At 36.0% G+C, this 20,817-nt stretch carries 17 protein-coding genes; 14 read left to right on the top strand and 3 right to left on the bottom strand.

The window, feature by feature from the left end:
• Nucleotides 1-4: 4 nt before the first annotated feature.
• Both AAOP42_RS05850 and AAOP42_RS05845 read left to right on the top strand, forming a co-directional pair.
• Nucleotides 5-1,045, top strand: coding sequence for a PfkB family carbohydrate kinase (locus AAOP42_RS05850; protein ID WP_349527533.1), 1,041 nt, complete (start codon nt 5-7; stop codon nt 1,043-1,045).
• 127 nt (nt 1,046-1,172) lie between these two features.
• On the top strand, nt 1,173-1,841 hold the full coding sequence (locus AAOP42_RS05845; RefSeq protein WP_349527532.1) for a bifunctional 4-hydroxy-2-oxoglutarate aldolase/2-dehydro-3-deoxy-phosphogluconate aldolase: 669 nt from the start codon (nt 1,173-1,175) through the stop codon (nt 1,839-1,841).
• A gap of 245 nt (nt 1,842-2,086) precedes the next feature.
• On the opposite strand, the gene panD is transcribed toward AAOP42_RS05845, so the two are convergent.
• Both panD and AAOP42_RS05835 read right to left on the bottom strand, forming a co-directional pair.
• Nucleotides 2,087-2,437: an aspartate 1-decarboxylase gene (panD, locus tag AAOP42_RS05840; protein WP_349527531.1), complete on the bottom strand. Its 351-nt coding sequence runs from the start codon at nt 2,435-2,437 to the stop codon at nt 2,087-2,089.
• A 175-nt stretch (nt 2,438-2,612) separates the two neighbouring features.
• Nucleotides 2,613-3,398, bottom strand: a complete 786-nt coding sequence (locus tag AAOP42_RS05835; RefSeq protein WP_349527530.1) for a phosphatidylinositol-specific phospholipase C/glycerophosphodiester phosphodiesterase family protein — start codon at nt 3,396-3,398, stop codon at nt 2,613-2,615.
• Nucleotides 3,399-3,628: 230 nt separating this feature from the next.
• Between AAOP42_RS05835 and AAOP42_RS05830 the strand changes: the two genes are divergently transcribed.
• From AAOP42_RS05830 to AAOP42_RS05775, 12 genes are all read left to right on the top strand, one after another.
• Complete coding sequence (locus AAOP42_RS05830) at nt 3,629-4,498, top strand: EboA domain-containing protein (protein ID WP_349527529.1); 870 nt, start codon at nt 3,629-3,631, stop codon at nt 4,496-4,498.
• Between the two features lie 42 nt (nt 4,499-4,540).
• Nucleotides 4,541-5,443, top strand: a complete 903-nt coding sequence (locus AAOP42_RS05825; RefSeq protein ID WP_349527528.1) for a TatD family hydrolase — start codon at nt 4,541-4,543, stop codon at nt 5,441-5,443.
• A gap of 15 nt (nt 5,444-5,458) precedes the next feature.
• Nucleotides 5,459-6,346 carry a UbiA-like protein EboC gene (gene eboC / locus AAOP42_RS05820; protein WP_349527527.1) on the top strand — a complete coding sequence of 296 codons (888 nt, stop codon included), beginning with the start codon at nt 5,459-5,461 and terminating at the stop codon, nt 6,344-6,346.
• A gap of 60 nt (nt 6,347-6,406) precedes the next feature.
• The gene (locus tag AAOP42_RS05815) at nt 6,407-7,576 is read left to right on the top strand and encodes a 3-dehydroquinate synthase (RefSeq protein ID WP_349527526.1); all 1,170 of its coding nucleotides are present in this window, start codon (nt 6,407-6,409) and stop codon (nt 7,574-7,576) included.
• A complete protein-coding gene (gene eboE / locus AAOP42_RS05810; protein ID WP_349527525.1) occupies nt 7,566-8,777 on the top strand; it encodes a metabolite traffic protein EboE in 1,212 nt (403 codons plus the stop codon). Before AAOP42_RS05815 ends, eboE begins: the two co-directional genes overlap by 11 nt.
• 10 nt (nt 8,778-8,787) lie before the next feature.
• Complete coding sequence (locus tag AAOP42_RS05805; protein WP_349527524.1) at nt 8,788-10,158, top strand: alkaline phosphatase family protein; 1,371 nt, start codon at nt 8,788-8,790, stop codon at nt 10,156-10,158.
• Nucleotides 10,159-10,459: 301 nt separating this feature from the next.
• Nucleotides 10,460-13,984, top strand: coding sequence for a PAS domain S-box protein (locus tag AAOP42_RS05800; RefSeq protein ID WP_349527523.1), 3,525 nt, complete (start codon nt 10,460-10,462; stop codon nt 13,982-13,984).
• Between the two features lie 11 nt (nt 13,985-13,995).
• Complete coding sequence (locus tag AAOP42_RS05795; protein ID WP_349527522.1) at nt 13,996-14,649, top strand: response regulator transcription factor; 654 nt, start codon at nt 13,996-13,998, stop codon at nt 14,647-14,649.
• 96 nt (nt 14,650-14,745) lie between these two features.
• Nucleotides 14,746-15,372 (top strand): response regulator, encoded by a 627-nt coding sequence (locus AAOP42_RS05790; protein WP_349527521.1) that lies wholly within the window; start codon nt 14,746-14,748, stop codon nt 15,370-15,372.
• Between the two features lie 199 nt (nt 15,373-15,571).
• On the top strand, nt 15,572-15,976 hold the full coding sequence (locus AAOP42_RS05785) for a response regulator (protein ID WP_349527520.1): 405 nt from the start codon (nt 15,572-15,574) through the stop codon (nt 15,974-15,976).
• 365 nt (nt 15,977-16,341) lie between these two features.
• Nucleotides 16,342-18,801, top strand: a complete 2,460-nt coding sequence (locus tag AAOP42_RS05780) for a response regulator (RefSeq protein WP_349527519.1) — start codon at nt 16,342-16,344, stop codon at nt 18,799-18,801.
• Nucleotides 18,776-19,951: a hybrid sensor histidine kinase/response regulator gene (locus AAOP42_RS05775; protein WP_349527518.1), complete on the top strand. Its 1,176-nt coding sequence runs from the start codon at nt 18,776-18,778 to the stop codon at nt 19,949-19,951. The genes AAOP42_RS05780 and AAOP42_RS05775 overlap by 26 nt, the downstream gene beginning before the upstream one ends.
• A 69-nt stretch (nt 19,952-20,020) precedes the next feature.
• Here AAOP42_RS05775 and AAOP42_RS05770 read toward each other — a convergent pair whose 3' ends face one another.
• The gene (locus tag AAOP42_RS05770; RefSeq protein WP_349527517.1) at nt 20,021-20,575 is read right to left on the bottom strand and encodes a hypothetical protein; all 555 of its coding nucleotides are present in this window, start codon (nt 20,573-20,575) and stop codon (nt 20,021-20,023) included.
• Between the last annotated feature and the right edge of the window lie 242 nt (nt 20,576-20,817).

Genomic DNA, 20,817 nt, shown 5'->3' with positions numbered 1-20,817 from the left:
GAAAATGAAAAAAGTAGTAACATTCGGAGAAATAATGTTGAGACTAGCCCCTCCCGGCTTTTTAAGATTCTCTCAAACCAACTCCTTCGACGTGGTTTATGGCGGAGGTGAATCAAACGTAGCTGTATCATTAGCCAACTATGGCGTTCCAGTAGATTTCGTTACCCGTCTTCCAAAAAACGATATTGGCGAATGTGCTTTAATGGAAATGCGCAAAAGAGGTGTTGGTACTGATAAAATCATTTTTGGAGGCGACAGGTTGGGTATTTATTTTCTGGAAACCGGAGCTGTAAGCAGAGGTAGCAAAGTAGTATATGACAGAGCCCATTCTGCTATTGCTGAAATAAAATCAGGAATGATAGACTGGAATGAAGTATTTGCCGGAGCTGAATGGTTTCACTGGACCGGTATTACTCCTGCTATTTCTCAGGGAGCAGCGGACGTATGTCTGGAAGCAGTAAAAGCAGCAAGTGCCTTGGGACTTACCATTTCTACAGACCTTAATTACAGAGCCAAATTGTGGAAATACGGTGGCGACAGAGAAGCAATCATGACTGAATTGACATCATACTGTGATGTGATTTTAGGAAATGAAGAAGATGCAGAAATGCACTTTGGCATCAAACCAGATGGCGTGAGCGTGCAAACTGAAGGCCACAACGTAAAGGCAGAAGCATTTCTTTCTGTTTGCCAACAAATGATGGAGAAATTCCCTAAAGCAAAAAAAGTAATCACAACACTTAGAGGATCTATTTCTGCTTCTCATAACACCTGGGCTGGTGTGCTCTATGACGGCAACAAAATGCTCGAAACACGTCAGTATCAGATCACTGATATCGTTGACAGAGTAGGTGGTGGAGATTCATTCATGGGCGGCTTGATCTATGGATTGTTGAAATACCCGGAAGACGATCAAAATGCACTTGATTTTGCGGTAGCAGCTTCGTGCCTAAAACACACCATTAAAGGTGATGCCAATTTGGTGACAGTAGAAGAAGTAACCAAATTAATGGGTGGAGATGCTTCAGGAAGAGTAGCCAGGTAACAAATAAGGATTTAAAGACAATGAAAGGGTCGGTCGATTTATATTTTTTATGAATTCAGGTTTAGTTAGTTTGCAACAGACCGGCCCTCTTCATTTTTCAAAAAAAAACATTAATTTAAGAAAAAAAATGGCAAGATTTACAAGAATCGAAGTAGCAGTAAAGATGAAAGAAACAGGGATTGTTCCTGTTTTTTATCACAAAGACATAGAAGTATGCAAAAAAGTGTTGAAAGCATGCTATGACGGTGGTATTCGTGTATTTGAATTCACCAACCGTGGGGATTATGCCCACGAGGTTTTTGCTGCACTCAATAAGTATGCAGAAAAAGAAGCACCTGAAATGATACTTGGAATAGGATCGGTAATTGATGCTGGCACTACTTCTTTGTATATTCAGATCGGAGCGAACTTCGTAGTGTCTCCAATTTTGAATGCTGAAATGGCAAAAGTTTGCAACAGGAGAAAGATTGCCTGGTCACCGGGTTGTGGTTCACTTACTGAAATTTCTTATGCTGAAGAACTAGGCGCAGAAGTGACCAAAATTTTCCCTGGTTCTCAGGTAGGTGGCCCAAGCTTCGTCGCAGCAGTAAAAGGGCCTTTTCCATGGTCTAGCATTATGCCAACTGGTGGCGTAGAACCAACAGAAGAAAACTTAAGTAAGTGGTTCAAAGCCGGAGTTCATTGTGTGGGTATGGGATCTCAACTGATCACCAAAGACATCATTGCCAATGATGATTACACCAGCTTAACAGAAACATGTGCCAACGCTTTGGCTATTGTAAAAAGTCTGAGATAGAAGTCCATTCAAAAAAACCAAAAGGGGCTGATTTCGCATGAAATCAGCCCCTTTTTTCTCAGGGCAAACGCATTTAAAAATTCGTATTGTCCCCAGACTTGTTCTGGGGTCTGTTAGAGTTGACTGTAATTTCAAGGGATACCGTAACTGGTACGGTAAGGAGGTTTTTGTTTTTAAATGCGTTTGCCCTGCCCCTTTCTACTTTAAGAAACGAAATATTCTAACCCCTTACTCCTCTTCCAATTCTATTTTTTTAATAAGTTATTCTCATCAGGAAAGACTACAATTGGTTTGAAAGTTTTGGCTTCTTCCAAGTCCATCATCGCATAGGTAATAATCAATACCACATCTCCTATCTGAGCTTTTCGTGCTGCTGCACCATTCATACAAATAATACCTGAACCAGCCTCACCTCTTATGGTATAGGTCTCCAAACGTTCTCCATTGTTGTTATTTACCACCTGCACTTTTTCGCCTTCCAATATATTGGCGGCATCCAATAAATCTCCATCTATGGTAATACTTCCCACATAGTTAAGGTTGGCTTCCGTTACCTTAACCTGATGAATTTTTGATTTGAACATTTGAACCATCATGACTCCTACCAGTTTCTAATTTTGCGCAAAGAACTGGTTTATTTGACTAAATTTCAATTTTAAAACAGCTTTTATTAATTCGCCTACTCGATTATATACTACACCGTTAGATGAAAATCATAACTACTATTCAAAATACGTATATTAAAAACTTAGGTTAAAGACGATAGTGGTATCATTTGTTTAAAAACACCCGGAGTTCAGACAATCTATCAGTATTGATTAAATCCACACCACTTTTCGTTAGAAAGTTCCATGCTTCAGGCGTGTCTGGGGTTGCCCAAAGTCTTACTTTTTTATTTTCCTTATGAGCCTTATTTATAAAATCAAGTAGATTACTTTTTTCAGTTGAATCAATTTCACCTTCACCAGTCCAGGATAGGAAACTACTGACATTCTGACTCACTACTGGCATATACACACTTGGTATATCCTTCCCTAAATCATCCGGTCTGCCATCCAAAGTGGCAAGTTTCACTTCTTCCTGCATTATTTCAGAATATGGCCTATTTCCTGAAATAAACACTTTCACCGGGCCATTCTTTTGCTCAATTCCGTTATTTACGATGGTTAACATAGATTCGTATTTGGCCAACACTTTCTTGAGAGCGATATAGGTAGGCAATGCCTCAGTCTTAAAATCTATCATCAGGTAAAAACTATCAGTATATCCCTTATACACTTTACCGTCATTTTTTGCAATATGTCTTTTCAAAGGAGTCAGATAAACCTCCTCCAGAGTTCTCACGGCATTTGGGTTTTCGGGTGCATCATGAGTCACAAGCAGTTTACCTTCAATCAAATGAACATCTGCCTCCACGGAAGTAAACCCATTGTCCAACGCATCGAGCAACGGTCTATCGTGCATATAATCATTGTGCGCATGAGCATTTGGCAAAGGTTTTACATACAAATCCGGTTGACATGCCGTTATAAAGAATAGTATTAAGATTTTTTTCATTGATTTATAAAATTGAATTCAAATCGAAGATAAAAGATATTCTTTTGCTATGGAATCTATTTTTTGAACATTCTCAGAAAATTTAATGATTGACATCATAAACACTGAAATAATTGAATTTAGAAAGAAATCAATGTGGTAAAATGCATAATTTTGTTGACATGCGCATATTGCTGATTACATAAGTCATAATGTATCGATCAGCTAAGAAACACTAGAAAAATTATCAAATGACAAGTAATAGTAATTTGGTTTTAAGGGATCAGGTAATTCAAGCCTGCAAAAGCAACATCAAAGATCAGGCAGTATTGTCATGGTTTACAGACAAGCTTGAAACGACCGAAACCCCATCGGCATTTTTTCTTGCTTTTGGCATGGTCAATAGAAAAATTGACAGGTCATCTGTAGAAATACCAACAACTCTTTTGGATACTTTTAAAAATATCGATCCGGTATTTAACATTAATAATTGGACATTGGATCAATTTTGCCGATTGGCATTCTTAATTAACCTTGATCCTGAAAACAACAAAGGTAAAATTGAGACATTGCTCGCTTCGGCAGACATGCGTGAACAAGTTGTGATTTACAAATCATTACATTTTTTGCAAAATGCGGAAGATTTTGTTTTGAATGCAGTAGATGGAATTAGAACCAATATGATTGATGTTTTTGATTCCATTGCATTAGACAGTGCCTACCCTTCCAAATATTTCGATGAATCGGCATGGAATCAAATGGTATTAAAGGCAATTTTCATGGAACGCCCTATTTTTAAAATTTATGGACTTGAGACAAGACAAAATAAAAAACTTGCTACCATATTGCACGATTTTGTCCATGAAAGATGGGCTGCAGGAAGGTCTGTTACACCAGAGTTGTGGCGTTTAACCAGTAGCTTTTTAAATGTACAAATTCTGGAAGACCTTAAAAAAGTAATCGAAACTGGTACACCAACAGCCAAATCAGCGGCCATCAAAGTTTTGCAAGAAAGCAATCACCCAAAAGCAACCGACTGGCTAGAAAGCAAAAACATAGAGAAATCCAAAAAGTCATGGGAGGAAATTGGGCATGAAGTTTGGTCTGCAATCGAAAATTAAACAATACGACATTCAATTTTTAAAATCATTAACAATCAACAGATGAAATATATAGATCCGCATGTTCACATGACTTCACGTACCACAAACGACTATGAAGCCATGCAAAAAGCCGGAATAGTTGCTTTAATAGAACCAGCTTTCTGGCTTGGACAACCCCGTACAGAGGTCGGAGCTTTCAAAGATTATTTCAGTAGCATAGTGGGTTGGGAACCATTCCGGTCGTCCCAATTTGGGATCAAGCACTATTGCACCATAGGCCTCAACTCCAAGGAAGCCAATAATGAAGCACTTGCCGAACAAGTGATGGAACTATTGCCTCTTTTCGCATTAAAAGACAATGTAGTAGCTATAGGAGAAATCGGATATGATGATCAAACCAAAGCTGAAGACAAATACTTCAGAGAACAAATAGAATTGGCAAAAGAAGTCGGGCTTCCTATAATGATCCATACACCACATAGAGACAAGAAAAATGGAACATTACGGAGCATGGACGTATTAGAAGAACATGGTGTTGATCCATCCATGGCTGTGATAGATCACAACAATGAAGAAACTGCAAAAAGTGTCCTTGACCGTGGGTTTTGGGCTGCTTTTACCATATATCCCAGAACAAAAATGGGCAGTGAAAGAATGGTGGAAGTCGTAAGACAATATGGATCCGATCGGATTATCGTAGATAGCTCTGCAGACTGGGGAGTAAGCGATCCCTTATCTGTGCCTAAAACAGCTAACCTGATGAAGGAAAGAGGAATAGCTCAGGAACACATTCAAAAAACCTGTTATCAAAATGCATTGGATGCTTATGGACAAAGCGGCAATATGAAAGAAAGCGATTGGTCTGAGGGTGTTAATTTTGATCAGTCAGTTCTATATGGAGGGAATAGCGTTTTGAGGGGGCAAGAACCTAAAAAATCTTCTTCTGATATTATCGAGAATTAAGCCTACAATTAAATCATGAGGCTTTTTCCTTTTTTAGTGCTGATGCGCCCTGCAAATATTGTTACAGCTATATCCGACATAGTTGCAGGAGTAGCCATTGCAGGAGTACTCGGTTCCGGGATTTCCAGTATTCAAACTTCTAATTTTATTTATCTGATACTTTCTACAATCGGTCTGTATGGTGGTGGCATAGTTTTCAACGATGTATTTGATTTTGAAACAGACCAAAAAGAAAGACCTGAAAGACCCATCCCTAGTGGAAAAGTGACCTACAAACAAGCCGTATTTCTAGGCAGCTTTCTTCTAACATTTGGAGTGGGCTTTGCTTCGTTGGTGAGTGTGGTCAGCATGCTGATTGCAATTGTCATAGTAATAACGGCACTCTTTTATAATAAATATGCCAAGCATAATATCGTTGCAGGTCCATTAAACATGGGAATATGCCGGGGTTTGAATTTGCTATTAGGAATGAGTGTCATTTCCGGTGAGTTGCCGGAATTTTGGATGATTTGCTTCATCCCAATAGTATTTATAGCTGCCATCACATTGACCAGTCAGGGAGAGGTGCTGGGAAATAATAAAATGTCTGTTGTTTTTGCTTTATCGTTGGATGTGATGGTAGCAGGTGTTATTATCTTACTGGCCTGGAACGGTATTATGAATTTGTGGACTGTCCTTCCATTTGTGATTCTGTGGATCAGCATGAACTTATCTGCCAAACTAAAAGCCATTTCTACAAACGAACCCAAATACATAATGAAAGCGGTAAAAATGGGTGTTCTTTCGCTAATTCCACTAAATGCAAGTTATGTGGCAGGATTTAGCAACTGGACTTACGGATTAGCCGTTTTATTATTGTTGCCAATTTCTATAATATTGTCAAAAAAATTCGCTGTTACATAAGTTTTATTATTGGATACAATCATAAAAACAAGAAGCTAAGAGAGATTAGAGGAGAACACAATGAAAATAAATCAAAATTTTTCCATCAATTATACATACGACATCTTGTTTACGAGAGAGTTGTTCGCCCCATCCAACCCATTACTCAATGATGTGATCACCAAAAATGGATCAGATAAAGCAATCAAAATAGCATTTGTAATTGATAAAGGCCTGAACGATTGTCAACCAGAATTGATCAGCAAAATAGAAAACTACGTTTCTAAACAGGAAAAGATAAATATGGCCTGCCCTCCACTTATCGTTATTGGTGGAGAAGAGACTAAAAATTCTACTGAAGAATTCGTAAAAGTGCTTTCCATAGTCAATGATGCCAAGATAGACAGGCATGCTTTCGTTGTTGCCATTGGAGGCGGTGCAGTACTTGACATGGTAGGATTTGCCTCTGCTATAGCCCATAGAGGCATCAGGCATATACGAATACCTACTACTGTTCTTTCTCAAAATGATTCTGGAGTTGGAGTGAAAAATGGGATCAACTATTTCGGAAAGAAAAATTTCTTAGGAAATTTCGCTCCCCCTTTCGCCGTAATCAATGACCTTACTTTCTTAACCACGCTCGATGAAAGGGACTGGCGATCAGGAATGTCTGAAGCCATAAAAGTTGCTTTAATCAAAAACCAAGAATTTTTCCTTTGGTTGGAGAAAAATGCCATAGCACTGAGCAACAGGGATTTGGACGCTATGGAAAAACTGGTATTCGATTGTGCTCAATTGCATACAGATCATATATCCAATAGCAACGACCCTTTTGAAATGGGCTCATCCAGACCTTTGGATTTTGGACACTGGGCAGCACATAAGCTGGAGCAACTGACAAAATTTGAAGTAAAGCATGGAGAAGCTGTAGCAATAGGCATTGCTCTGGATATAGCCTATGCCATGCATGCAGGATTCCTGGATACGCCAACAACAGACCGGATACTAAAACTATTAAGTGATTTGGGCTTCAGCCTATTTCATCCACTCCTTCTTGATCCTACCGGAACAAAAGTAAATCCTGAACTGATCAAAGGCCTGGAAGAATTTCGCGAACATTTGGGAGGTGAGCTTACTATCACCATGGTAGAAAAAATCGGAGAGAAATTTGACGTCCATGAAATGAATAGTGAATGGATCGAAAAGGCTGTATTTACACTCGTTGAAAAGAAAGAAATGTATGCGTATTAACAAACATCAGGCACATCTCACCTATTGCAGCAACATTCATGCAGGCGAACCCTGGACAGCTACTTTCTCAAACCTCAAAGAATACACTACCAAAATCCGTGATGGCCTAACATCCGAAAGCTTTGGCATTGGTTTGAGGCTTTCTAATGAAGCCTCATTGGAAATTTTAGAAGGAAATAACCTAAACGATTTCAAATCCTGGTTGACAAGTGAAAACATGTATGTTTTTACCATAAACGGTTTCCCCTATGGAGGTTTTCACAATCAGGTAGTAAAAGATGATGTACATACTCCTGACTGGACCACAACAGATCGTTTGGAATACACTAAGCGGTTATTTGATATTTTAGCTCAGCTTTTACCTGAAAATATGGACGGAGGAGTATCCACCTCTCCTATTTCTTATCGGTTTTGGCACAAAGATGATCAGGCTCTTGAAAATGCAAAAAACACAGCTTGCACACAGCTAACTGATCTGATTGTTTATTTATCAGAAATCAAAACACAAACCGGAAAAAGCCTTCACCTCGATATGGAACCAGAACCGGATGGCATTCTGGAAACAACTCAAGAATTCGTTGATTTTTTCAATAATTATATTCTAAAAAAAGGCATAGAATCTATCAAAACAACCTTCAATTGTGATTCCACCCATGCCGAAGCAATAATCAGAGAACATTTCCAACTCTGCTACGACGTTTGTCATTTTGCCGTTGGTTATGAAAACCCAAAAGAAGCCATCAACAAGGTATTATCCGAAAATATAAAAATTGGCAGGATACAAATCAGTGCAGCACTTGGTTCTGGATCAATGCGTTCCGAAAGTCAAAAAACAATCGTTAAACAACAGCTCAAAAAATTTGATGAACCAACCTATTTGCACCAAGCAGTTGTTAAAAAAACTGATGGTGAACTGGTAAGATTTCCGGATTTGGGAATTGCCCTTGACAGTCTTGACAATCCTGAGTATGCCGAAATACGCACACATTACCATGTACCTGTTTTTACTGAAAAATACGAACAATTGGTATCAACACAACAGGATATCATCGAAACATTGGCAGTTTGGTCTGAAAAGAATTTCACCAATCATCTGGAAGTAGAAACATATACATGGGACGTATTGCCAGAAAATATGAGGACAGATATTGTCAGTTGCGTGGTTAGAGAATTAGATTGGGTAGTTAAAACACTGGATTAGTTTTATAGCAATGAAAAAAACTGCATTAATCAATGTTGTTGGCTTGTCCAAAAAGCTTATTGGTCAACATACTCCATTTTTAACAAAATGGTCAGCAGATAAAAACGTATCCAGTATAGACCCTGTATTACCCGCAATCACCTGCCCTGTTCAGACTACTTATCTCACCGGAAAATGGCCTGAAGAACATGGCATAGTAGCCAATGGATGGTTTTATCGGGATGTGCAAGAAGTAAGATCCTGGCATCAATCAAACAAACTGGTACAGGCTACCAGTATATGGGATCATGCTAAAAAGATTGATCCATCCTTCACTTGTGCCAATATGTTTTGGTGGTTCAACATGTACTCCACCGTTGATTACGCCGTTACCCCCAGACCTCAGTATAGAGCTGACGGATTAAAAATACCCGACTGCTATTCCGCTCCATCTGATTTAAGAGATCGGTTGCAAGAAGAACTGGGCACATTTCCTTTGTTTCACTTTTGGGGACCAAAAACCACTATCAAATCAAGTGAATGGATAGCAAATGCCTCCAAAAAAGTCCACAAGTGGCATAATCCGGACTTGCTGTTAGTGTATCTCCCTCACCTAGACTATGTACTTCAGAAATTTGGGCATGATGAAAAACACCTGCCAAAAGATTTACAAGAAATAGACAAAGTTTGTGAATATCTAATCACCTACCTTGAGCAACAAGGAGTAGAGGTTAATGTGATTTCAGAATACGGCATTACCAGTGTAAGCCAGCCTATACATATCAACCGCATTTTAAGAGAAATAGGATTGATCGCAATAAGAGAAGAAAATGGCCTTGAACTACTCGACGCTGGAGCTTCCAAAGCATTTGCTACAGCCGACCATCAGATAGCCCATGTCTATATCAACGATTTGAGCCAAAAAGACACTATCAAGACCAAACTAGAGCAAACCGAAGGAATAGAATTGGTACTGGATACCGAAGGAAAAAAACTACATCATATTGATCACGAACGAGCCGGTGAACTGGTAGTTGTTGCAGATCAAAAAAGCTGGTTTACCTATTATTATTGGGAAGATGACAAAATGGCTCCTGATTTTGCCAGAATAGTTGATATTCACAAAAAACCAGGTTATGATCCTGTTGAAATGTTTATCGACCCGAAAAAGAAATTAATTGTTCCCAGAATCGTCTTAAAGTTATTGAGAAAAAAACTGGGCTTTCGTACTTTGATGGATTTCATCCCGCTAGACGCTTCCTTAATCAAAGGGTCTCACGGACGTATTAACCTAAATGAAGAAGACAAAGCCATCTTTATTGCAAATAGCCAGCACCAGCATGCCACATCCATTGATCCTACGCAAATAAAGGATTTAATGCTAAATCAGATATTTAGCTAAACAGAATTTAGTTCTTATAACCATTTTTTCCATCACTCAATCTCCTGTTAATCAGTTCAAAAACCGTTATTGATATATTTTATATTAGAAACAACGGTATAATAATTGTATATAATAGTTATTAATTGTAATTATTTACTTACATTTTCGGACGAACATTAATATATCTCTTTTAAATGAAGAAGAATTTGAGTCTTTATTTTGTACTCCGTAAATCTTTTATTTAACTACTTAAATCAAGATTTATAAACACCTGCTAGTACAGTATATTAGCAAAATACCAACAAGCTGGAAAAAAAGCATGCAAAAAATTTTATTTATACATGATCACAAAAACGATAAAAGTGCATTTTCAAATGAACTTAAGAAACACTTCTTCTCAGTAGATCATGCTAAACAATTTAAGCCAGAATTCAAAAATCGAGGTTACTCAGCCTTACTTTTCTATTACAACGGAACATCTGTAATAAAAAGGTCCATCAAAAGCACTACAGAACACTACCAAGATTATCCTATAATTATCCTGTCAGATCAGAACAACTTTAATGAATTAGAATTAATAAAAACTAATGATAACATTATTGATTTTATAACGGATCCTTTCAACAATCTGGAACTTCTTATTTATAAAACAACTAGTTGTATTAAAATACACAAGCAGCAACAATTACTAAAAAATGAGCTACTGCTGTCGAAACAGAAAGTAGAGTCTCTAACCAATCAAACAGCAATTGGTGAGAAGAAATTCAACTCCGTTTTCAATTCATATGACAAAGCATCTTTTTTTATAAATCCAACTGGCGAAATTTTAAATTCAAACTCCAGTGCCTCAAAATTGTTTGGTTTTTCCAAAAAAGAACTACTTGGTAAAAATCTTATTGAAAGCATCAACAATAAGAAAAACAAAATTATCCTAAGTGATTTAAGCAAGCTAACAAATCAGAAATGCTTGAAATTTAAATCTTTTGTAACTCATAAGAACAATTCTAAAATTGACGTGGAATGCAGTTTTACTTCAATACCAGTAAATGAAATAAGAATTATTCACGCCACGGTTAAAGACATTTCAAAACAAGAAAATGAATTTGGAGCAATAAAAGACAGTACTCTGGAATCCGCAAATGACGGAATAATACTCATCGACCCAAAGTTACCCGGAAAACCAATAGTATTCAGCAACAGCAGGTTTGCTGCACTGTCAGGATATAACAAAAAAGAAATAATAGGACAAAAGGTAAGCTTCGTATATGGAGGAAAAACAAATCCCAAAGCTGCCAAAGAAATAAATGAGGCAATAGCCAACCATGGATCATACAAAGGAGAAGTGCTCCATCACAAAAAAGATGGCTCACTAATTTGGAACTATATTTCACTTAACCCCATTTTCAACGAAGACAAGAAGCTGACCCATTATATATTGATCATTAAAGACATTACCAATCGTAAAAGAATTGATAAAGAATTAGATGAGTATAAAAAATTCTTCTCCGTAGGTAATGATATGTTTGGAATAGCGAGTACCGATGGTTATTTCAAAAAAGTCAACAAATCATTTCTTAGAACACTAGGATATAGTGAAAAAGAACTTCTTGAACGACCTTTTATGGACTTTGTACATCCAATGGATAGAGCCGACACTGCCAAAGAAGAAAAAAAGCTGGCTGATGGAAAAACTACGGTGAATTTTGACAACCGCTACAGATGCAAAAACGGGAGCTATAAATACCTGAGATGGTGTGTTACTCCTGATACATCTACAGGATTATTGTTTTGCTCAGCCAGAGATATTACAGAATCAAAAATATCTTCTATAGCCCTGGAACATAGTGAAAAAAACCTGAAGGAGTCTCAGAAAATTGCCCAATTGGGATCATGGGAAACCTATATAGAATCGCATGAGGTTGTATTATGGTCACAAGAACTTTATAAAATATTTGGATTCAGATGGAAAGAAAAGGTAACCATTGAAAAAATCCTGGAAAGAACTCACCCTGAAGACAAGGATAAAGTTTTTTGGGAAAACTGGACGAAAATTCCAAACAATAAATCCAGAAAAACTGAATATAGGATATTCCATCCTACCAAGGGTGAAATATACATTTATTCTTCCGGGCTCACAGTTAAGAACGAAAAAGGAAAAGTACACAAAATCATTGGGATTAGTCAAGATATTACGGAAAGGAAAAAAACAGAAATGAAACTGTTAGAGAATCAACAAAAATGGCTTTCTCTTTTTCACAATTCCTCTGACAAAGTACAAGTTCTTGATAATCAATTTAATGTAATTAACATAAATCAATTTTCTAAGGATATACTCAAAAACAAAATCTCTGTAAAATCATATCTGGGCTCTAATTATTTCGATTTTATATCAAATGGATATGAGCTCAAGGAGGTGGTTATTAAAAAATTGAAGTCTAGCAAAAATGTTCATTTCAATCATAAAGGAGTTTTATCAGATCGTTATTTCAAGTGTAACATCGTTCCTCTAATATCCAACAATCAAAAAGAGGGGTACATTGTCATTGAAACAGACGTTACGGAAGAAAAAAATCAAGAACTCAAACTCATAGAAAGTGAAAACAGATTGCAACGAGCTATCGAACTAGCTCCAATTCCAATAATGATACATGACGAAGATGGGAAAGTTCATAGAATTAGCCAGGGTTGGAAAAATTATTCAGGATATTCATTAAATGAAATATCTACGATAGAAAAATGGACAAAACTAGCTTTTGGAAAGGAAAAGGTAATCGATAAAGATTACATAGACAATTTGTTTACTTACAATGAAACCTTCAACAACGGAGAGTCAGAAATAACTGATAGAAGAGGAAAAAAAAGGATTTGGAATTTCCACTCTACACCTTTGGGTTACACGGAAGATGGCAAAAGGTTGATACTAAACACAGCAGTAGATTTGAGCAAATCAAAAGCAGCTGAAAATGAAGTCAGACGCCTTAATAAAAATCTTGAACTAGCCGTAGAAGAAAGAACCAAAGAGCTTCAAAACGCATTAATCAAGATAAAAAAAACACAGTCTCAGTTGATACAGCAAGAAAAAATGGCATCCTTGGGTCTTTTAACCGCCGGGTTAGCTCATGAAATAAACAACCCAATGAACTTTATTTATGCTGGTATTAATAATCTGGAAAGGATAATCAACGACATCCAGCCAATAATTACAAGGTATAATTTTTTATCAAAAGGTGAAAACATAGAGTTAGATCTGGAGAAAATCGAAAAATCAAAACAAGCAAACTCGTTTGAAGAAAAAATCAATACAATACCAGAGTTGCTTAGCGACATTAAATTGGGTGCAGAAAGAGCTACTGAAGTAGTAAAAGGATTAAGAACTTTCTCCAGAATAGATAAAGACAGGAAAAGACTATACAACCTTCACGAAGGTCTTGATTCATCACTGATGCTATTAAGAGGTAAACTCAATGACAAAATTATCATAAAAAAGAAGTACAGTGATAAAATTGATATGGTAAAATGTTTTCCAAGCCAACTTAACCAAGTATTTTTAAACATTATTGGAAATGCTATAGAAGCGACAGAGGGCAAAGGAAGAATAACTATAGAAACAAGCATACCTTATGGTAAGGTAGTCATTAGCATAAAAGACAATGGCATGGGTATGACGAAAAAAACTAAAAATAAAATATTTGATCCATTTTATACTACCAAGGAAGTAGGCAAGGGGTTAGGATTAGGATTGTCTATTACCTATGGTATAATAGAAAAACATGGGGGTGAGATTCTGGTAATCACTGCCCCAAAACGAGGGACAGAATTTAGAATAATCTTACCAAGATCATAACAATAAAAATCATGGACAACAAAAAAATATTGATCGTAGATGACCACAAAATGATTAGAGATATCATAAAGTCTTATATAGATGGTCAGAATATGACTGTTGAGGAAGCCTCAAATGGTCAGGAAGCATTGGACAAATGTAAACACTCTCAATTTGATCTGATCATGACAGACATAGACATGCCCGAAATGGATGGGATTACCTTATCTTCTAAGATATTAGCGAACCAACCCGATCAAAAAATTCTGGTCCTTTCTATGCTCACCGACACTTCTTATGTCAAAAAAATGCTAAAAGCAGGAGTGTCCGGCTATATCTCAAAAGAAGCTGGTCAGGAAGAAATATTAAAAGCCATTCACACAGTAATGAATGGTCAAAATTACTATTCCCAAACAATCACAAACTCCATAATGAATACTATGGGAGGAAAACCCAAAGTAAAAACCAGAACTGTACTTGAACAACCTCTAACATCCAGAGAACTGGAAGTTCTCAAATTGATTATTCAAGAGCATTCAAATGAAGAAATTGCAGATAAGTTATTCATAAGTAAACGAACTGTAGATGCCCACAAACAAAACATACTTGGAAAAACAGGAGCCAAAAATATTGTTGGCCTTGTGATGCATGCTCTGGAACGAAATTTATTTGATGATCTGGAGTAGGTAAAATTCCTAAAATATCAATATCCTTATTTCCCCAATACACACCAGATAGCCTTGAGGTAGCTTTGTCATATGTTAAAATCTAAAAACAATATTATGAAAACAATACTATCATTTATCGCAACCAGTTGGGTATTGCTAGAAGTTCTTTATACTATGATTGAACGTTATGGTTTGAGTTTGATCTTTTTCGATACTTTACTTGGTGTCTTATTTATCATAGGCATATCTATGCTGGCAAAAAAGCATCTGACATTTAATGTGAGTAATTTTAGAAAATCTTACAAGAAAATATTGATAGTAGAAGATGAGCCACTGGTAAGGGAATTAATACAAAACAAACTTAAAGATGAAAAGTCTTTCCGGGTAACTCATGAAGCAAAAAATGGTAAAGAAGCTCTATCTCTTTTAAAAAACCACAAATTCGATATGGTAATCACAGATATTGACATGCCCGAAATGAATGGAATAGAACTGTGTAAGGTTATCAAAAGAGACTATCCCGGCATAAAAGTATTGACACTCACCATGTTCAATGGCACTGATCAACTAAAATCAATAATCAATTCCGGAGCTTCAGGGTATTTGGATAAAGAATATATGGATAGTGACATCAAAAGTGCTATAAACTCTGTTTTGGACGGAGGCTGCTATTATTCCAGACACATGCTCATCCTATTCAAACAAATGCTCAACAAAGCAGATACTTTAAATTTCGTCTAAGACCATTACAATCAATTGACTAATAATCAGGAGAAATCATTAATATCTCTATTTTCACCTCTCTTTATAAGGTATAAGATTTATGTTTGCTATGCAACACATGATTTAAGAAAATAAACCATGTTACTTATTTATGACAAAAGAGGAATTATAATATCATTAAAGGCAGTACTCTTTACTTCATCATAGCTATCAAAAAATGAAAAGAAAACTAAGTTGTGTATTACTAATAGATGATGACGAAGCAACCAATTTCATTAACCAGATGGCACTAGATGAAGTCAATTGCACAGAAAATATAAAAATCTGCCAAACAGCAATGGATGCTCTGATATTTTTAAAGGGTGAATCAAATAAACCTGACCTTATCTTACTAGATATCAACACGCCGGGAATTAATGGTTGGGAATTTTTAGAAGAATACTCAAAACTACCTTCCTCACAACAAGCAGAAATCGTATTAGTTATGCTTACCACATCTCTAAATCCGGCAGACAGAGAACGAGCTGAATTAATTCCGGAAATTTCCGGATTCAAAAGCAAGCCTTTAAGTAGTGAGCTAATCAATGAAATCCTACATGAACACTTTCCGAATAGATTTTAGCAATTAAATCACCTATATAAGTGAGTTAAAAATACCCAAACGATATTTTTAACTCCTCACTTAATTGCCACAAAGACATAAACTCCTTCCTCTTAATACCAAAAAAAGTATTTTTTTCACCAACTATAACATGCTTTTTAAAAGTAAAAGTGCTTATTTTTGTGGTTTAAAGGTCATAAACAAGTTTCTATATCCACCATACAGTCACCGCAAAATCAGTATTGCTAATAAATTATCACTCTAACTTTGGGTATTTATTAGATCTGTTTCTTATGCCAAGATATTTTACTAACTTTTTTTGATTTCCCTAAAAATACCTAACAGATATGTTGTTATGAATATAAATATTATAACTTTATAATGCTATGGAAAAAAATATTATGGAAAATACCATTTTATATGTCGATGATGAACCTGCCAACTTAAGGGTCTTCAAAAGCTCCTTTCAATGGGATTATAATATTATTACAGCAGAATCTGCCAATCAGGCACTTGAGTTATTAGAAAATAACAAAGTTCAGGTATTGGTGTCGGACCAAAGGATGCCAGGACTTTCAGGGATTGAATTATTAGAAAAAGTCAAGGAAAGGCATTCTAATATCATGCGGGTACTCTTCACCGGATATGGTGATATGGAATTGCTCAAAGAAGCTATTAATAACGGTAACATTCATTACTACTGTTCCAAACCCCTCAATACCGAAGAGCTCAACGAGATAATCAAAAAATGCATTGCCTTTTACAATCTAAAAGAACAAAACGAGCTACTCATTGATGAGTTAAAAACTGTCAATGAGGATCTAAGTATCAATCAAAAAAAACTGGAAAATATCAATCTCGAACTGGAAGAAAGGGTAAATGAAAGAACCAAACAACTAAAAATAACCAACGAAGCACTAAAAGAATCGACAGAATTCTCTCAACTCATAATCAACTCATATTCAGCTCATATAGCTGTATTAGACCATACAGGAAAAATAATATTTGTAAATCAAAATTGGAAAAAGCTAAAAAACTTAAGTGGAAATAGTTTCCCTTATTGCCACGAAAGTGAAAATTATTTAAACCAACCGGTTCTAAGTCAGCCCAATAGCAGGTCTGAGTTGAATATGTTCAAAGAAAGCCTCAATTTGGTACTAAGTGGTGATCATAAGGATTTTGAGCAGTTTTACCCCGTCAAAGTAAAGGACAGTCAAATATGGTATCTGATAAAAGTTACACGCTTTGGTGACAAAGGAAGCTACAATGCAATTCTGGCGGTAGAAAATGTAACCCGTCAAAAAAATGCAGAATTAAAATTAATACAAGCCAAAAAATTTGCTGAAGAAGCCAGTAAGGCCAAAAGTACCTTTGTTGCCAACATAAGCCATGATTTGAGAACTCCACTAAATTCGGTACTGGGATTTAGCGATCTCCTTGCAAAAAGTGAGCTTAACACAACTCAGCAAAGCTATCTAAAATCTATCAAATCAAGCGGAAAAGCTCTTCTGGAACTTATAAATGACATCATTGATATATCAAAAATAGATTCTGGGAAATTAGAACTAAACTTCAAAGAACTACATGTCACTTCTTTTATTGATGAAATAATAAATGTCTTTAAAGGAAAAATACAGGAAAAAGGTATTGAATTATTTGTTGAAATTGGTACAGATGTGCCAGAGTTTATAGTATTTGATGAAGCCAGGCTGAGGCAAGTGCTAATGAACCTGATAGGAAATTCTCTCAAATTTACACAAACAGGTTTTGTTATGATTCGAGTCATGGCAGATTCTTCTTTTTACCTGAACAAAAATAAATTAACCAAACTAGTGTTCGAAGTAGAAGATAGTGGCATAGGGATTAGTCCTGACTTTCAAGATAAAATATTCAATGATTTCAGCCAGGAGAATGTTGCAAGTACCGACTATAATCCTGGAGCGGGTTTAGGGCTTTTTATAGTAAAAAAACTCGTAGATCTGATGCTTGGTGAAATCACATTTAAGTCTGAAGTTCAAAAAGGCACTACTTTTACTATTACATTTGATAGTGTAAAAAGTGGATCCGGGAAAAACATCCCTATCCTAGAAAAACATGAAATTTTAGAATTTGAAAATACCACTGCACTTATTGCCGATGACAACATCCACAATTTGAATTATTTAAAAGAAATACTCAAAAACACCAAAATCGAAATAATCACGGCATTAAACGGCAAAGAGCTACTAGACAAGGCTACAGAATTCAAACCTGACATTATCCTTACAGACCTCAAAATGCCGATAATGGACGGACGAAATGCAACAGCGTTGCTAAAAAGAAATCCTGAGCTGAAAACTATCCCGGTAGTGGCGGTCACGGCATCTGCAATGAGCCAATCAGGCGACCCTGATTATTACAATATATTCGACGATTTGTTAATAAAACCAGTGCTCCTAAATCAATTTCATGCCGTTTTAAAAAAAATACTACCACATAAAATACGGTCGATCAAAAAAGAGGAAGTTACAGAAAATTCTAAGGATTTAGAGATAAATGTAGTTCCTTATCTACTAGACCCTTTAATTGAAAAAATGGAAGCACTCAAAGAATCGTACCAGCGACTTATTCATCAACAACCTATTAATGAAGTGGAAATATTTGCGCATAAATTGCAAACAATAGGAAATGATTTAAACGTAGAAATGTTAAAATCATGTGGGAACGAAATAATTGATGCAGTAAATAATTTTGAAATAGACCGAATGCTCATATTGTTGAAGAAATTTCCTGTGCTTCTAAATAAATTATACACAATAAAAATCCAAAACGATACTCTGAATGAATCCGGAAAATCAAAAGTTTAATATTCTAATAGTAGATGACAACCCCAAAAACATCCAGGTTTTAGGTAATATTCTAAGACGGGAAAATTACAAAGTAGAATTTGCTATAAATGGCGAACAAGCGATTGATCGAATAAGAATAGAAACCTTTGACCTAATTTTATTAGATGTAATGATGCCGGTAATGAATGGAATAGAAGCCTGCAAAGAAATAAGAAAAACTAAACCTGCAAGTGACTTACCAATAATTTTTCTTACTGCAAAGTCTGAAAGAAATGACATGTTAGAGGGTTTTAATGCCGGTGCTCAGGATTATATTGTAAAACCATTTGACAGTCAGGAATTACTCTCCAGAGTAGGAACACACCTTGAACTCAAGTACAGCAAAGAACTATTACTTCATAAGAATGAAGAGCTAAATAAAACAAATAAGCTCCTGAATGAATCTCAGGAGAAATTAAAGCAAATGGTCGCTACTAAGGATTTGTTTTTCTCCATAATAGCACACGACCTCAAAACACCTTTCTTTGTACTCACTTCTCACTCTGAATTACTGGTTAAACACATAGAGGCCACCCACAATTTTACATCTGACTCAAAAATACTGGAAACTGCCAAAGCCCTAAATTCAGTTTCAAAAAATGGCAAATCCATGCTAAACAATCTATTGCAATGGGCTTTATCGCAAACCGGAAAACTAAACAATTACCCTGAATCGATAAACGTAAACTCTTTCGTCAATCATCTGGTTGATAATTTTTACTCTACAGCCAGATTAAAAAAAATTGAACTTATCTATGAGCCAACAGAAAATTATTTAGTCCGTGTAGATAAGCACATGTTAGATACCATTTTCGTTAATTTGTTTACCAATGCGATAAAATTCACTCATGAAAAGGGGCAAATCAACATATCAACCAAAGAAGAGAAAGGTTTTGTTGAAATCTCCATTTCTGACTCGGGAATTGGAATCAAAAAAGAGAATATTGACAACCTGTTTAGAATTGAAAAGAAAACCAAATCTATCGGCACACAAGGAGAAGAAGGAAGTGGTCTGGGGCTTTTGCTTTGCAAAGAATTTGCTGAAGCCAATGGGGGCACTATAAAGGTTGAAAGTATAGAAAATCAGGGTTCGACATTCACTGTGATCTTACCACTGAGCGATGAATAAACTAAAAAAACATGAGTAACAAACTGATTTTGTTACTCATGCGGATTTTATGTTTCAAATAAAATACTGTTATCTATACTTATAAGTTCTTCTCTGGCTGTAATTGTGTTTTGAGTAGCCACCATTCAATCCACTCATTTTTAAGATTATTCTCCCTGAGTAGGTAGGCTGCAAATTTCTCATTCCCAGTCCTACTCCTATCCCAAGAGCTTTGGAAATCATTAGATCTGAGAATACAGAAGGTGTAATGGCTAAAAATTTATCATTCACTGTTCCGGTACGCAAGTTGAAATTGACGTTAATACGCTCAGTTTGAATAAAAGAAATACCTATGTAAAAACCATAGAACTTTTCTTCCATCAATCTGTTTGAAGCGTATTCTCCGCTATTGGAAATCATTGACTTTTGGTAAAACCCACCCAACTCCATATCTCCCAGATAGCTAGGAAATACAACACCTATTGAATGCCCCAGCTTGGGAGACATTTTAGTTTTTTCTATGTAAGTAGTTGCTTTTATTCCTTGCGCATTGCTGTAGGTAGTTGCAACTAATAATAATATGATAATAGGCAATAGTTTTACTATTATTATCATCACGGTGTAAAAATTGGATGTCGTTTTCATGGCTTTTTATATTTATTTGAAACATTTTAATTATGGTTCAAAGGTCATATTTCCACAACTCCTATTTATGAGGGAATTCCTGAATTGGATAAATTAGGTGATTTACCTAGGAGTCTGTCGGACTTAATAAACCACCCAATTATTTATATCTTGGGGCATGATATCATTTATTGGAGCGGATAGAGAACAAGTTTCTTTTATGCCACATGACCTTAACGATTGGCTACCTGAAGATCACTTGG

It is taken from the genome of Reichenbachiella sp. MALMAid0571 (genome assembly GCF_040151475.1).
In the GTDB taxonomy this organism is placed as follows: domain Bacteria; phylum Bacteroidota; class Bacteroidia; order Cytophagales; family Cyclobacteriaceae; genus CAXBNB01.
This window is presented reverse-complemented; position numbering and strand designations above follow the sequence as displayed.